10 protein-coding genes are annotated in these 15294 nt (G+C 65.9%); 5 read left to right on the forward strand and 5 right to left on the reverse strand.

Annotated features, from left to right (window positions below):
- Nucleotides 1-72: 72 nt before the first annotated feature.
- Nucleotides 73-1230, reverse strand: coding sequence for a murein transglycosylase A (gene mltA / locus DTW89_RS05675; protein ID WP_236637044.1), 1158 nt, complete (start codon nucleotides 1228-1230; stop codon nucleotides 73-75).
- On the opposite strand from mltA, the gene DTW89_RS19485 reads away from it, so the two are divergent.
- On the forward strand, nucleotides 1229-1369 hold the full coding sequence (locus tag DTW89_RS19485) for a hypothetical protein (RefSeq protein WP_162150969.1): 141 nt from the start codon (nucleotides 1229-1231) through the stop codon (nucleotides 1367-1369). The two genes, mltA and DTW89_RS19485, sit on opposite strands and share 2 nt — an antisense overlap.
- A gap of 139 nt (nucleotides 1370-1508) precedes the next feature.
- Nucleotides 1509-2156: an OmpA family protein gene (locus DTW89_RS05680; RefSeq protein WP_114655220.1), complete on the forward strand. Its 648-nt coding sequence runs from the start codon at nucleotides 1509-1511 to the stop codon at nucleotides 2154-2156.
- A gap of 33 nt (nucleotides 2157-2189) precedes the next feature.
- Here DTW89_RS05680 and DTW89_RS05685 read toward each other — a convergent pair whose 3' ends face one another.
- The 4 genes from DTW89_RS05685 to DTW89_RS05700 are packed head-to-tail and all read right to left on the reverse strand — an operon-like array spanning nucleotide 2190 to nucleotide 9821.
- Complete coding sequence (locus tag DTW89_RS05685) at nucleotides 2190-2819, reverse strand: response regulator transcription factor (protein WP_114655221.1); 630 nt, start codon at nucleotides 2817-2819, stop codon at nucleotides 2190-2192.
- Nucleotides 2819-4855: a two-component system sensor histidine kinase NtrB gene (locus DTW89_RS05690; RefSeq protein WP_114655222.1), complete on the reverse strand. Its 2037-nt coding sequence runs from the start codon at nucleotides 4853-4855 to the stop codon at nucleotides 2819-2821. Before DTW89_RS05690 ends, DTW89_RS05685 begins: the two co-directional genes overlap by 1 nt.
- On the reverse strand, nucleotides 4855-5670 hold the full coding sequence (locus DTW89_RS05695) for a carbon-nitrogen hydrolase family protein (protein WP_114655223.1): 816 nt from the start codon (nucleotides 5668-5670) through the stop codon (nucleotides 4855-4857). The genes DTW89_RS05690 and DTW89_RS05695 overlap by 1 nt, the downstream gene beginning before the upstream one ends.
- Nucleotides 5667-9821, reverse strand: a complete 4155-nt coding sequence (locus DTW89_RS05700) for a YhdP family protein (RefSeq protein ID WP_114655224.1) — start codon at nucleotides 9819-9821, stop codon at nucleotides 5667-5669. Before DTW89_RS05700 ends, DTW89_RS05695 begins: the two co-directional genes overlap by 4 nt.
- Before the next feature lie 102 nt (nucleotides 9822-9923).
- On the opposite strand from DTW89_RS05700, the gene glnE reads away from it, so the two are divergent.
- The 3 genes from glnE (at nucleotide 9924) to DTW89_RS05715 (ending at nucleotide 15067) form a co-directional block, all read left to right on the forward strand.
- The gene (gene glnE / locus DTW89_RS05705; protein WP_114655225.1) at nucleotides 9924-12695 is read left to right on the forward strand and encodes a bifunctional [glutamate--ammonia ligase]-adenylyl-L-tyrosine phosphorylase/[glutamate--ammonia-ligase] adenylyltransferase; all 2772 of its coding nucleotides are present in this window, start codon (nucleotides 9924-9926) and stop codon (nucleotides 12693-12695) included.
- A 266-nt stretch (nucleotides 12696-12961) separates the two neighbouring features.
- Nucleotides 12962-14164, forward strand: a complete 1203-nt coding sequence (locus tag DTW89_RS05710) for an HD-GYP domain-containing protein (protein ID WP_114655226.1) — start codon at nucleotides 12962-12964, stop codon at nucleotides 14162-14164.
- A gap of 315 nt (nucleotides 14165-14479) precedes the next feature.
- Nucleotides 14480-15067 carry a glutathione peroxidase gene (locus tag DTW89_RS05715; protein WP_442858096.1) on the forward strand — a complete coding sequence of 196 codons (588 nt, stop codon included), beginning with the start codon at nucleotides 14480-14482 and terminating at the stop codon, nucleotides 15065-15067.
- The last annotated feature ends 227 nt before the right edge of the window (nucleotides 15068-15294 follow it).

Below are 15294 nucleotides of genomic sequence, written 5' to 3' on the forward strand. Positions count from 1 at the left end.
AGCACTAGAGGCTGTTTTGATATAAAAACAGCGTGTAATGCCAGGCAGTGGCAAGGCCCCGGTGTAGCCCGCTCAACGCGGCCACAGGGCCCACAACCGCAGGCCCTGCTTGAGCCGCCCGGCCAGCTCGCCCGCTTCGGCACCCCAGCCGGCGAAATAGTCGGCCCGCACCGCGCCCACGATAGCGCTGCCGGTGTCCTGTGCCATCACCAGGCGCTGCATCGACACCTGCGGACCCGTGGAGGCCAGCCACACCGGCGTGCCATACGGAATGCTCTGGCGGTCCACTGCGATCGACCGGCCGGGCGTGAGCGGTACGCCCTGCGCGCCACGCGGGCCAAACTGGGCATCCAGCGGGCTCAAGGGCTCTTCGCGAAAGAACACGTAGCGCGGGTTGCTCCACAGCAACTCGTTGGTGCGCTGCGGGTTTTGCGCCAGCCAGGCGCGGATGCCGGGCCAGGTGGCATCGCGCGTTGCGCCTTGGTCCAGCAGCCAACGGCCCACGCTCTGATAGGGCTGGTCGTTGGTGCCCGCATAGGCTACCCGCGCGGTGGTAACGCGGCCGTCGGCCTCGGTGATCTGCAGGCGTCCCGAGCCCTGGATGTGCAACACCAGGGATTCGACCGGGTCGCGCAGCCAGGCAATCGCCCGCCCCTGCAGCGCCGCCTGCGCCTCGGGCAGGGTGTCGATCTGCTGGCGCGTGTACCAGGGCTTGCGGCTGCCGTGCCCGGCGGGCAGGCCGTAAACCGGCACGGTGTAGCCGTTGCCGGGCTGCCGGGCGGCGTCGATCATGGGCTCGTAGTAGCTGGTCAGCAGGCCCTCGGCGTTGCCGTCGGCAGCTTCAACGCGGTAGGGCTGCAGGCGCCGCACCATCCAGGCGCGCTGCTCGTCACCGCTGGCAATGCTGAGCTGGCGCACCTCGCTGCACAACACGGTGAAGGGGGGCTGGGGGCGCTCGCAGCCCTTGATCCAGGCATTCCAGGCCTCGTGCAACGCGTCGTCGGCAAAGCCCGGCAGCTCGGCCCAGCGCACCGCAATCCAGCGGCTCTTGGGCTGCGACATGGAGGACGGCAGCGGCCCGGTGTCGCCCGTCATGGCCGCGCCGGCGGTGGTCGGCGTCGGCGCGATGGCCCCTGGCTGCGCGGGGCTTGGCGCGGGTGGGGTGGAGCAGGCGGCCAGCGTTCCTACAATCAGCGCCGTCATCACAAGGCGCAGGAGTGTCAATTTCATGGGGCTGATTTTGCTTGAAGCGCTGCTGGCGCTGGTGGTGCTGGGGTTGATCGTGTGGTGGACGATGTTTTCCGGGCGCAAGGGCGGCGAGCTGAAGGCGCCGCCGCCGGACAAAAATACCGAACCGCCCACGCACTGAGCGCGGGCCCGACGTTTGCAAGGTTTCGTCCTACAAGGCGCCTGCCGACTGGCCTATACCCTTGTGAAGGCGTAGAGTGAACACTCCCGACTCAACATCGGATTTTCATTCCGTCCCATCATTTACAAGGAGCCTAGCCATGCGCAAATACCTCATTACCGGCGTTGCCGCCGTTGTCATTCTGGCCACTGGGTGTGCCGAAATGAGCGATACCCAGCGCCGCACCGCCACCGGCGCGGGCGTGGGTGCACTGGCAGGTGCCGTGCTCAGCTCGGCCACCGGCGGTCGCGCAGGCACAGGCGCCGTGGTGGGTGCGGGTGTGGGCGCACTGGGCACCTACATCTGGTCGCAGAACATGGAGCGCCAAAAGCGCGAGATGGAGCAGGCTACCCAGGGCACGGGCATTGCCGTGACGCAAACGCAAGACAACCAGCTCAAGCTGGACATCCCGAGCGACATTTCCTTTGCCGTGGGCCGTTCGGACATCCAGGGCAACTTTGCGCCGGTGCTTGACCGGTTTGCTGAAGGCTTGCGCAACAACCCGAACACCGACGTTCGCATCATCGGCCACACCGACAACACCGGCAGCGATGCCGTGAACAACCCGTTGTCGCTGGAGCGCGCTGCCAGCACGCGAAATTACCTTACGGGCCGTGGCGTCGACGGGCGCCGCATTGCAATCGAAGGCATGGGCGAACGCCAGCCCATTGCCACCAACGACACGGCACAAGGCCGCAGCCGCAACCGCCGGGTCGAAATTTATGTGGGTGAGCGCCCCCGCGGCTAAACCGTAAACCCTGCGCACCGCGCCCCTGCAGGTTCAGGAGTTGGCGCGCAGCAGGTTGGCCAGCTCCACCGCTGACTTCACCTGCATCTTGTCGAACACGCGTGCGCGGTGCACTTCGACGGTGCGCACGCTGATCTCCAGCTGGTCGGCAATCAGCTTGTTGGGCAAGCCGGCCACCACCAGGTCCATGACATCGCGCTCGCGCTCGGTCAGATCGTGCAGTCGCACCTGCAGGCTGCTGCGCTGGCGCAATTGCTCCAGGTGGGCGCCAGACTGCGCCAGCGCCTGTTCGATGCGATCGACCAGTGCGTTGTCGGAAAATGGTTTTTCGTAAAAGTCAAAAGCCCCGCGCTTGACCGCATCGACCGCCGTGGGAACGTCGGCATGGCCGGTCAGGAAGATCACGGGCATGGCGGCCAGTTCGCCCCGCGCCAGCAGCAGGTCGAACAGTGCCAGGCCGCTCATGCCCGGCATGCGCACATCCAGCAATAGACAGCAGGGTCGGCACGGTGCGGCTTGCGCCTTCAGCATCGCGTCAAAAGCTTCGGCGCTGTCAAACGACTCGCTGAGCAGTCGGCGTGAGCGCAGCAACCAGGCGAGCGCTTCGCGCACGCCCGCGTCGTCGTCCACGATGTACACAATGGCGTTGGATATGGGTTCCATCAGGGTGAGGCCGGTTGACAGACGGGCAAGGTGAAGGTGAATACCGTACCACGCGGCGCGTGGGGCTCGTAGGCAAGCACGCCACCGTGCTGCTCGACCACCGTGCGACACATGCTCAGACCCAGCCCCATGCCCTCGGCGCGCGTGGTGAAAAACGGCGTGAACAGCTGCTGCGCCACCTCGGGCGCAATGCCCACCCCGCAGTCCGTCACAGAAAACTCCAGCCAGCTGCTGTAGGCGTTGGACGCGCCCCGCCGCACCCGGATGTCCAGGATGCGCGGCTCGATGGCGGCGTCGTCCATCGCCTGCATGGCATTGCGGGCCAGGTTCAGCAGCACCTGCTCGACCATGGTGCGGTCGCACAGCGCATAAGGCAGCTGGGCTTCCACCGTGGTCTGCACGCGCACGCCCAGCTTGCGCGCCTGCAGGCTGATGAGCGGGAGGATGGCATCGAGCAACTCCTGGGGCGGCACGGCCTCGCGCGTCTGGTCGCGGCGGCGCACAAAATCATGCACGCTCTTGATCACACGTCCGGCGCGCTCGGCCTGACGGGCAATGTGCTGCATCGCCATGCGCACGTCCTGCAGGTCGCCCGCATGGGCGGTGCCGGGGGCGTTGGAATCGAGCAGGTTCAGCGACCCGGTGGCATAGCTGGATATGGCTGCCAGGGGCTGATTGAGTTCGTGGCTCAGCAGCGAGGCCATTTCGCCCACGGTGGCAAGTCGCGCCGTGGCCTGCAGGCGCTCTTGCGAGGCGCGCGAGAGTTCCTCGATGCGGCGCTGTTCGCTGATGTCCAGGAAGGCACTCATCCAACCGGTGTGCAGCCCGTAGGCATTGATCAGCGGGGCCTCGATGATCAGCACCGGAAACCGCGTGCCGTCCTTGCGCATGAAGACCGATTCGAAGCCCTCGCGCGGGGGCATGCCACCGGCAAAGCGCTTGGCCTGGCGCTGCCGGTATTCTTCGGAGAGTTCCGGCGGCCAGTAGGGTGCGGACGTGCTTTGCCCGAGCAGTTCTTGCGGGCTGAACCCCACCATGGCGCAGAACGCGGGGTTGACGTAGGTGATGCGCCCCTGCAGGTCGCGGGCGCGCAAACCGGTCACCAGAGAGTCTTCCATGGCCTTGCGAAAGGCCAGGGCGTCCGCCAGGTCACGCTCTGCGCGCAGCCTGCGGCGGTTGTCCCGCACCAGCACCACCATCACGGTCACCAAGGCAATCGACATGGCGGTGACCAGCGCAGTCAGCACGTTGGGGAAAAGGTTGGGGGCGCCGTGCCAGCGGTCCATGCGCAACACCAGCGTGGTGCCCGGCAGGTCGAGCAGCTGCTGTGCCGTGAACATGCGCGTGCCGCGCCGGGCGGCGCCCAGCACTGCCAGCCGGGTGCCATCTGCCTCGGTGAACGAGGCCTCCTGGCTGCGGGTCAGGTTGTGCCCTACCAGGTCCACCAGCATCTCCTGCAGGGCATAGGTGGCCACCAGAAAACCCGCGGGGCGCCCGGCATTGGTGAGGGGCAGGCACAGCTCCATCATCTCCGAGCCCAGACCGTCGCCATGGGGCTGAAAATAGCTGCCCGAATAGGCGGGTGCGCTCAGCCGGCGCGCGTTGGTACAGGCCAGGGCCGCATCGGAATGCGATCCCTCCCGGCTGGCGTTGTCCCACGACACGGGACGGTAGGGCGTCTGGGCATAGGCGCGCAGACGCAGGTTGCCATCCCGCCACTCGATGCGTACCAGTTCACGGCGCTGGCGCAGCAGTTCGGCCGCATTGACTTCCCAGGCCAGCAGACCAGGGTCGCCCGCCTGAAGTGCCTGCAGACTCTGCACGTTGCGCGAGAGCGCGGAGCGGATGTCGGAGCCCGCGTCGGCGGCATCCCGCTCCAGCCGGGACTGCACCTGGCTGGCTTCGTAGCGCCCGGCCAGCCATACCAGGGTGACCAGCATGGACACCACCAGGACCACCAGCAAGGTCCACAGCGACCACCGGCGCCATGCGCTGCGCCAGCGCTGCCAGGGAGTGCGATGACGCGGTGGCATCATCACAGGACGCGATGCTCCAGTGCGGGCAGTTGTGCGCGAACCTGGCGCACGCGCCCGGCATCGAGTTCGCCCAGCACCACGCCGGGGCCTTGCGCCAGTGCATTGACGATATCGCCCCAGGGATCGACCAGCATGCTGTGCCCCCATGTCTGGCGCCCGTTTTCATGCACTCCGCCCTGCGCGGACGCCAGCACATAGGCCAGGTTTTCCACCGCGCGTGCACGCAACAGCAGTTCCCAGTGGGCCTGCCCGGTGGTGTGGGTGAAGGCGCTCGGCACCAGCAGCAGGTCGGCACCTGCTCGGGCATGCTGGCGATAGAGCTCGGGAAACCGCAGGTCGTAGCAAACGCTCAACCCGATGCGCCAGGTGTGGCCGCTGCGCGATGGCAGGTCAAACTGCACCGGCTCAGCCCCCGCCTCGATCACCCGGCCCTCGTCAAAATGTTCGCGCCCGTTGTCAAACCGGAAGAGGTGAATCTTGTCGTAACGGGCAGCGCATTCGCCCGACGGTGCATACACCAGTGTGGTGTTGCGCACGCGCGCCGGATCTGCGGTTTGCATGGGCAGCGTGCCGCCCACCACCCACAACTGAAGCTCCTGTGCAGCGCGGGCGAGAAACGCCTGTACAACGCCCTCGCCGGGGGTTTCGCGCAATGCCAGCTTGTCGGTGTCTCGCAGCCCCATGGCACAAAAGTACTCAGGCAGCACGGCCAGCTCGGCGCCTGCCTCTGCGGCCTGCTCCAGCAGGCGGCGGGCCATGGCCAGGTTGTCGCTGCGTTGCGTGCCAGAGACCATCTGCAAGGCTGCAACCTTCATGAGGGCTCTCCTGCGGACAAAGGCGGTGTGCCGGGCACTTGCGCAGCCCCCGAGGGCGCAGGGGCGCTGCCCGATTCCCGGCTGCGGCGGGGAATGCGCTCGATGTGCGGATCCGTCCAGGTGCCATCCACGTGAAACTCCTGGGTGGCGGCCTCGATCAGGGGGCCGCGCAGAAACACCTGGGCCAGAAAGCTGCCCAATCCAACGACCGGGTTGATAGCCGTGGCCACCAGCGAGGCGGTCAGGGCGTTGATTTCCGGAACCACCACCACATGCAGGTCCTGGGTTTCCTGGTCGATATCGGCACTGCCTTCCATCAGCACGGCTGCATTGACGCCCTTCATCTGCAGATTGTTGGTGATGGCAACACCCTGCTCAATGCGCACGTCGCCGCGCACAAAGTCGAACGCGAACCCCGCGCTGAACACATCGCGGAAATCCAGGGTCAGGCGCCGCGGCAGGGATTGCAGGCTCAGCACACCGAGCAGCTTGGCCAGCCCCGGATCTGCCTTGAGGAACTGGCCCGATTCCACGTTCAGATTGATCTGCCCGCTCATGGAGCGGTAATCCGGGCTCATGGGCGCGCCCATCCACGCCACCTGTCCCTGCATGCGCCCTTTGCCGCGGCGCACCACATTTTCCATGCCAAAACGGGCAAGCAGGTCGCCCGAGTCGCGGATGTCCAGCTGGAAATTCATCACCGTGCGGCGGCGCAGCGATTTTTCGCTGCCAGCCAGCAGCGCCCAATTGCCCGTGCCGGTGAAGGTGGCTTCGGGGGCCACGATGTTGAACTTGCTCAGCCGCCACTCGCGCTGGACCGTCTCGCCGCCCCGGTTTTGCGCTTCGATTTCCACTCGCCCTAGTTTGCGATCACGCAGTTCGAAATCGTCCACCACGATGTCCAGTGCGGGTAGGGTACCGGGCTGCTCGTCCAGCAGGGTCTCAAACTGCGTGGCGGCACTCTGGGGCAGTTTCATGCGCGCCAGACGGGCAAACAGGCGGCCCGACGGGTTGTCGCGGGTACCTGCCTGCCGGTATTCGACATAGCCATTGAGTTCGCTGGCGTCCAGGTTGGCACGCCAGGTGGAGCCATCGCGCGAGCCCCCCACCACCAAGTTGTGCAATGTGCGCCCCTGCACGGTGAGCGCCTGGGCACGCACGGCAACGGCGGTGGGAAGATAGTCTTGCGCCACGCCCGCCGTCGTGCGGTCTGGCCCGACAGCGACGGCGGAGGCGGCAGGGGCTGCTTCGGCGATGGCGGCCTGTGTCAACACCTTTTCCCAGGCATCCACATCCATCTGCTCTGCACGAATGTTCGCCGCCACGCCGTCCACCGGCAAGGGCGCGACCTCCCCCACGCCAAGACCGATGCCGATGGCGCCGCGCAACACGCGCGTCTGGTTGCCCTGGTGCTCGCGCTGAAAGCTGGCCGATCCCAGCGATCCGAGGTCCAGTGTCATCTGGTCGCGCAAGGGCGGGGGGGCCGCACCTGCGGGCACCGCGGCCAGGGACTCCTGGGCGACCCGGGTTTCAAAGCGCACCGGCAGGAGTGCGTCGGCGGTCTTGGCCAGCGGCGCGGGCAGCGCGAGCCCCAGTCCCTGCAAGTTGGTGGCAACCAGGATCTCGGGGACACCCCTGCGAAACGCCAGCGCCAGCGTGTAGGGCGTGCTGCCCGTGGCGCTGCGGGCCAGCTGCGAAAGCATGCCCAGTTGCCGTGCCTGCTGAAGCCCCTCGGCGGTGGCCGTGCCTTGCGCCCGCAGTTGTATGGCGGACTCGACGGGACCGGCACCGGAGGGCAGGGCGCGCATTCCGCCCTCCAGGCGCAGGTCGCCCCCCAGCGCGCGCGCCTGCACGCCGTTCACCGAAAAACCGGTGTCGGTAAATTGCACAGTGCCGCGGGCGCGTGACAGCGGGGGCGTTTCCGGGGTGATATGCACATCGTTGCCCGCAAGCACCACGCTGCCCTGCACTTTCGATTTTTCGATATCGTTGATCGGCAGGCTCAATCGCAGTTGCAAATCGGCATTGCCCGTGCCGCTGGCTTGGTCCAGGGCCTGACCCGTCATGCGCGCAAGCGGGGAGGTGCGCATGATGGTCAGCAGCTCAGTCAGCGGCCCGCGCGCATCGGCATTGACCGCTACCACGGTGTGGGACAGGTCAGGAATCTGCGCCTCCACCTTGGCCAGCCGCACGCCCGGCGTGCCGGCAAAGCCGCCGGTAGCGCCGCGCACCTGCATGGACGAGCGCTCGAAAATCAGCTCACCCGCCAGTTGCGTCAACGCCGGCCAGGGCAGCGCGCCGGTGGGCTGCAGCCGGGGCGGAACATAGGCGTACGTCACGTCCCTGACGCGGGCTGCAATGCGGAAATCTCCCTGGCTGGGGTCATTGAAGGGCAGGTCGCGCAGATCACCCTTCACCCGAAACTGCACGTCGCTGGCACTGCCGCTCAGGATGGCGTCGCGCACATAGTGGCGCGACTCGGCCGGAAGGGACAGTGGGAGATAACGGTGCACGCGGGTTCCGTCGGCACGCACCAGCGTTCCCGCAAGGTCCATCACACCGGGAAAGCGCGAAAAACGGGGGCCCTGGCCGGCGTCGCTGGTGCGCCAGCTGGCGCGCAATTCGCCCTGCGCATCCGCGTTGGAAAACCGGACATTGCTGGCCTGTACCGCCAGGCGTGGCCCATCCACCTGCCAGCGCACCTCTGCGCTCAGCTGGTCCAGCGGCAGGACAGGTTCTTCAAAAACCCCCGGCAAGACCAGCCCCCCCGACGCGATGGCCAGGCTGGCTTTGCCACCGGCCTGGGTCATTTCGACGTCCACACTCGCACCGCTCAGGCCGGGAAGCGTGTTGCCCGCCTCCCGCGCCCCGGCAGCCAGGGCCAGCCCCGTCACCTTGCCGCGCACTTGGTATTGCTGCAGCGTCTCCAGCGGGCCGCGCCAGGTGGCATGCACCTCATTGACCAGGCCCTGGGGGGTGTAGGTTTGTAGTGCGCTGTGGGCGGCCGCCCCCAGTGGCAGACGGCTGCCGATCTGGGCCAGCGCGGCAAGGTCCAGGCGGTCCGCTCGCAGGTCGCCCTGGGCGGGCGCCTTGCCTGCAGCACCCGTGTGCTGCAGGCGCAGGTTCCCGCCGGGCCACACCAGGCCATCGTCGGTTTGAAACTGCAACCCCTGGGTGTAGAACTCGAAGCCGCCTGCCAGCCGCCGGCCACCCATCCGCCCCTGAATGGACGGCAGCACCAGGGCCTTGAGTTGCGGGCCCAGCGTGGCGTTGACTTCCGTCAGTGCCAGGTCGGCCGTGCCGCCCACGATCTGGCCACGCTGCACGTCGGCCCATGCGCGCACGGCGCCCCGGCCTTGCGCCACCTCCACACCCAGGTCGGCATGGTGGCGCAGCCGGGAGACATCCACACGCGAGAAATCGGCAAACAGCTGGCCGCTCCAGTGCTGCCAGTTGCCGTCGCGTGCACGCAGCAGTGGCGCACGAAACCGCCCGGTCAGCGTGAACCGGTCGCCCCAAGTCGGCGGCGGTGTGGCCGCAAAGTGCATGTTGTGTTGCCAGCTGCCATTACGCAACAGCACATCAACATTTTCCAGCGCCAGTTCGGGGGCACCGCGCAATTCGTCGGTCCAGCGCAGCCTGCCACCCTTGACGACGACTTCGCCCTGGGAGAAAAGCCAGTCTGCTGCTGCATTGTTCTCGCCCGCGGTCTCAGAAAAGGTGAGGCCCGCCACCGCAATGCGGCCGTCGGCCTGTCTGCGGATATCCAGATCGGGGTGTTCGATGTAAAGCTGCTCAAAACCCCAGTTCAGCAGCGAGCGCGGGGAAGGTGCCACCACCACGCGCGGCAGCAGCAGCGCAACCCGCCCCTGGGCATCCAGCAGCGCGACATCCAGAAGCTCAATGGTGGGGATCAGCCCCTCGGACCGCGCCGAGATGGCCCCGATGCGCACAGGCAACCCCAGCGCCCGTGCGGCCTGCGCCTCCAGTTGCGGGCGAAATTCACCAATACGCGGCACAATCCAGCCATGCAGTGCCCCCCACGCGACGGCCAGCAGCAGCCACAAGGCCAGCAGGCATCCCAGCGACCATCGCGCCAACCCGGCGACGAAGCGCAGCAGGTGTGTGGGGCGATTTAATGGTTCGATCATTGACGGGGTTGAATGTGGCAGGAATTATGACCCGCGACCAAAGGGTGGGTTCAGTCAAAACCGGTGTCCTTATGTATATGGCAACTTGCCGCTCCCTCTGCCATGACCCATTCTCCCGCTGAGCCCTCCGGCACTTGCGCCCCCCCGATCGGTGAGGCCGGGTATTCGCGGTTTTTTCAGCGCCTGCAACGCCGGTACGCGCAAGACCTGGTCTTGCTGCCGCCCGGTGCGCCGGACAAAGCGGCGATGACGCAGGCGTTTGCCGCACTACAGGCACGAGGATCCGACACCGCCACCGCCTTGCGCGTCCTGCGCCAACTGGTCATGGAGCGGCTCATCCGGCTCGATTGCGATGCCCAGGCCCCGTTGTCAGACATTACCCGCGCGGTCACCGAACTGGCAGAGTTCGCGCTGGACCAGTCGTGCCTTCACGCCCGCCGCGAGCTGGACAGCCGCCACGGCGCACCGCTCTCGCCCGACGGGCAGCCCGTGCCCCTGTGGGTGATCGGCATGGGCAAGCTCGGTGCGCGCGAGCTCAATGTGTCCAGCGACATCGACCTGATCTATGTGTATGCACAGGACGGAGAAACGGCCGGCAACCCCGAGGGGCGCGGCCGCATTTCCAACCATGAGTACTTTGCCCATGCGGTGAAGATCATCTACAGCCTGGTCGGCGACACCACCGAACATGGTTTTGTCTTCCGGGTGGACCTGGCCCTGCGGCCCCATGGCAATTCCGGCCCCGCAGCGGTGTCGCTGGCGGCGCTGGAGGAATACCTGCAGGTACAGGGCCGCGAATGGGAGCGTTTTGCCTGGCTCAAGAGCCGGGTGGTGGCGCCGCAAAGCGCTATCGGCAGCGCAGAAGTGCTGGCGCTGCGCAGCGTGGTGTTGCCGTTCGTGTTCCGCCGCTATCTGGACTACAGCGTGTTTGACGCGCTGCGCACCCTGCACCGGCAGATCCGCGAGCACGCCGCCAAGCGCAGCGCAGGACATCCGGAGCGCGCCAACGATGTGAAGCTGTCGCGCGGCGGCATCCGCGAAATCGAGTTCACCGTGCAACTGCTGCAGGTGGTGCGCGGCGGACAGTTCCCCGAATTGCGTCGCCGGCCCACGCTGGATGCGCTGCAACGGCTCGCCCAGGCCGGGCTCATGCCCCAGGAGACGGCCGATGCACTGGCGCGGGCGTATGTGTTTTTGCGCCGTGTGGAGCACCGTATCCAGTACCTCGACGACCAGCAGACCCATGTGCTGCCCACGTGCGATGACGATCTGGCCTGGATTGCCCGCACCATGGGCCACACCGACTGCTGCGGTTTTCTGCATGCGCTCGATGCCCATCGTGAACTGGTGGCGCAAGAGTTCGACACCCTGCTGGGCGGCAATGGCAAAAAGGAATGCAACGGCGGTGGATGCAGCGGGCCGCGCGCAGTTGCCGCACCTCCGCCCGAGCTGGAAGGCTTGCTAGAACAGCTGCCTCCCGGCTTTCGCGAGCGCGTGGCCGAGTGGCGCACGCACCCCCGCGTGACGGCGCTGCGCGACGAAGCACGCGCTCGGCTGTTCCGGCTGATCCAGCGCACGGCGCAGTGGCTGGGCGAAGGCCGCGTCACCGAAGAAGCAGCCGTGCGCCTCGTGAACTGGCTCGAACCCCTGCTGCGCCGCGAAAGTTATCTGGCCTTGTTGCTGGAACGCCCCTCGGTGCACGAGCAGCTGCTGCACCTTCTGGGCGCCGCTCGGTGGCCCGCACGCTACCTGTTGCAACACCCCGGCGTCATCGATGAACTGGTAGGCGACGCGCTGCTGGCCGAGCGCTTTGTGGTGGCCGATTTCGAACGCGAGCTCACCCTGCGACTGGCCGCGCTGCGGTCCACCGGCGAGGACGACGACGAAACCCTGCTGAACCTGCTGCGCCGCGCTCAGCACGCGGAAACCTTTCGCACGCTGGCACGCGACGTGGAGCACCGGATCACGGTCGAACAGGTGGCCGACGACCTCAGCGCCCTGGCCGACAGCGTGCTGCGCATCTCTGCACAGTGGTGCTGGAGCCGCCTCAAGAACCGGCACCGCGAAACACCGCAATTTGCCATCATTGGCTACGGCAAGCTGGGGGGCAAGGAGCTGGGTTATGGCAGCGACCTCGACATCGTTTTCGTGTTTGACGATGACGATGAACGCGCCCCCGAGATCTATGCGGCGTTTGTGCGCAAGCTGATCAACTGGCTCACCGTGAAGACCGGCGAGGGCGATCTGTACGAAATCGACACTGCCCTGCGCCCCAATGGCAGCTCCGGCCTGCTGGTCACCAGTTTCGATGCCTACGCGGCCTACCAGCAGCAACGCGGCAGCAACACGGCATGGACCTGGGAACACCAGGCGATGACGCGGGCGCGCTTTGTTTTGGGCAGTGCTGCCCTGCAGGCGCGGTTTGATGCGGTGCGAGAGGCTGTGATCACCTCGCCGCGAGACCCTGCAGCGCTGCGTGCGGAGATTGTGGCCATGCGCGAGCGCGTGCGCTCTGCCCACCGCACGCGCGACGGGCAGTTTGATGTGAAACACAGCCCGGGCGGCATGGTGGATGCCGAATTTGCCGTGCAATACCTGGTGCTGGCGAATTCCGCAAGCCATCCGGAACTGGTGGGCAACGTGGGCAACATCGCGCTGCTGCAACGTGCCGAGCAGGTGGGCTTGTTGCCTGCCGGTGTGGGCCACGCGGCGGCTGACGCCTACCGCGAGCTGCGCCGCGTGCAGCACCGTGCACGGCTCGATGAAGTGCCCACCGAGGTAACGCCACCGGCATTGCAGGCAGAACAACATGCTGTGCTGGACCTCTGGCACGCGGTTTTTGGCGAGAACTCCGCAGTTTCCGCAAAGGCGTGAGCTTCTCACTCTTTGGGCCGTGAGAAGCTCACGCGTGACGGTCAGCGTGGCGTGGCAATTTGCGGGGGTGGTGCACCCCTGGATTCGCGCGCTGCGCAGGCCGTGTAGGGTATTCGCCGGGTGCCTTTCTGCAGGCGATGCCAAGGCGAGGGCAGACCGGGGTGAGGGCTCCGGCCCGCATGTCGACCCGTTGAACAGCGCTCCGGTGACCGGGGGTTGTTCCCACTTGCCTGCGGGCATGATTGTTAGATAATGTAACGAGCACCATGAACCTTGTTGCACTGAACATCGACAGCATCCAGTTGGGTCACCCGTTGCCATTTGTGCTGCGCGGTGCGGATGGAACGTTGCTGGCACAAAAGGGCTATGTCATTCGCACCCGCGCCGAGCTGGATTCGCTGGTGTCGCGCGGCTTGAAGCTGTGCGTGGACACAGATGAGTCGGGCGAAAGCCACCGCGCGTATCTGGCACAGCTGCAAAAAATGCTGATGTCCGACACCTCCCTGGGGCAGATTGCCGCGATGACGATGCAGGCAGGTGCTCAGACTGGCAGAGAACGCGGTGGAAGGCATGTGCTGGACTGGCCGGAATTGCAGTTGCGCGCCAGCCAGTTGCTGCGCGCACCACTGGCTGGCGATTTCGGGGGGCGTTTTCAGTCATTGCTTGGCGAACTGGCTCGCAACTGCGAGCAAACGCCAGATGCCACGCTGCTGGCCCTGGTCTATCTTTCGGCGCAGGAAACCCGCATGTACAGCGCCACCCACGTCATGCTGGTGAGCTGTGTGTGCATGGTGGTGGCGCGTGAAATGCTGCACTGGCCCGATGCCCGGGTGCTGCAGGTGGGTAGTGCCGCGCTCACCATGAACATCGCGATGACCGAGTTGCAGGACCAGCTAACCCAGCAATCACAGCCCCTCACGTCCCAGCAGATCGTCGCGGTAGAAGACCATGCCGGCCGGTCAGAGCAGTTGCTTCGCCGCCTGGGGGTGGCCGACCCGGTTTGGCTGGAGGCGGTGCGGTGCCACCACCACCGCGCCCCCGGCCCGATGGCGAAGAAGTCGGACGCCCAGCAAATGGCACGGCTGGTGCAGCGTGCTGACATCTTTGGTGCGCGGCTGGCCCCCCGCGTGGCACGTTCGCCCATGCCGGTCACTGCCGCCATGCAGGCCAGCTACTACGACGAAGAGCACCACGTCGATGAGGCCGGCGCCGCGCTGGTGAAAACGCTGGGCGTCTATCCGCCCGGTGCCTTTGTCCGACTGGCCACCCAGGAAGTGGCGGTGGTGCTCCGCCGGGGCGCAACGGCCACAACGCCCCGCGTGGCGGTGGTGATGAACCGCGACGGAATGCCCACGGGCGAGATGATTCCACGCGATACCTCGCAAGCCACCTGGAAGATCACCGGCGTGGTGGCCTACCGGGATATCCGGGTGCAACTCCCCCTGAACCGCTTGCTGGCACTGGTGTAGCCCACCGTGCAGGGGCCCTTTCCTGTGCGCCCCGTTCTCAGCCCCTTACCGGAAAACGTCACACCACGTGCGCGCGCACGGCCGCGGTTCGCCCACGCCGCCCCTCTGGCGCATTCCTCGCCGCTTTGGCGTCGTGAATCCCGTCTCGATGTGACTCCACTGCGCGGCAGCGCAGGCCCCACAAAAACAGCGTGGGCAAAAAATCCACGGCAATGGCACCCCGGCCACGCATACTATTTGGTATAAATAAATACCAAACGGGGCAATTTGTGATGAAATAGTCAAACCATCAGGAAATCGACCATGAAACCCGCTATGAAATCCCTCTCTCGCCTTTCCATGGCCCTTCGCATTGCGGGCGTGGCCGGGTTGATGCTGACCGGTGGTGCGGCTTACGCTGGCGAGGTGCAGGCCTGCCCGGCAACACTGCAGCACACCTTTGACCGGCTGCAGGACGAAAAGCCGCAGTCGCTGTGCCAGTACAGCGGCAAGGTGGTGCTGATCGTCAACACCGCCAGCTACTGCGGCTTCACAGGCCAGTACAAGGGGCTGGAAGATCTGTATGCCCGCTACAAGGACAAGGGGCTGGTGGTGCTCGGGTTCCCATCCAACGATTTCTCCCAGGAAAGCGGCAGCAATCAGCAGATTGCCGACTTCTGCGAGAACACCTTTGGCGTGAAATTTCCGATGTTTGCCAAAAGCAGCGTCAAGGGCCCAGAGGCCTCGCCTTTGTACCGCCAGCTCGCGCAGTTGTCGGGCACGGCGCCACGCTGGAATTTCCACAAATACCTTTTGGGGCGCAACGGCCAGCTGGTGGACAGCTATTCGAGCCTGACGGCGCCCGACAGCAAGGGCCTGGTGCGAGCCATCGAACAGCAGCTGGCAGCACCCCAACCCAAGTGATTTCCATGACCTCGTTACGTTTTTCTGATATTTTTCACCCCCGGGGCTGGAACTTTGGAGGTACAACCCCATTCTGTCTATTGCAAGGACGCATTGAGCGCCTTACCGTTTTGACGTTGCGAAGCCTTTCGGCCCTCCGGGTTCCGACTGACCTCCTGAAGCGCTTCTCCTCCCTCCCTCTCTTATTCGTTTCGGGACGCTTCGCAACGCTTTTATTCCAGGCGCCG

The sequence above is a fragment of the Acidovorax sp. BoFeN1 genome, from assembly GCF_003345135.1.
Lineage (GTDB): Bacteria > Pseudomonadota > Gammaproteobacteria > Burkholderiales > Burkholderiaceae_C > Acidovorax > Acidovorax defluvii.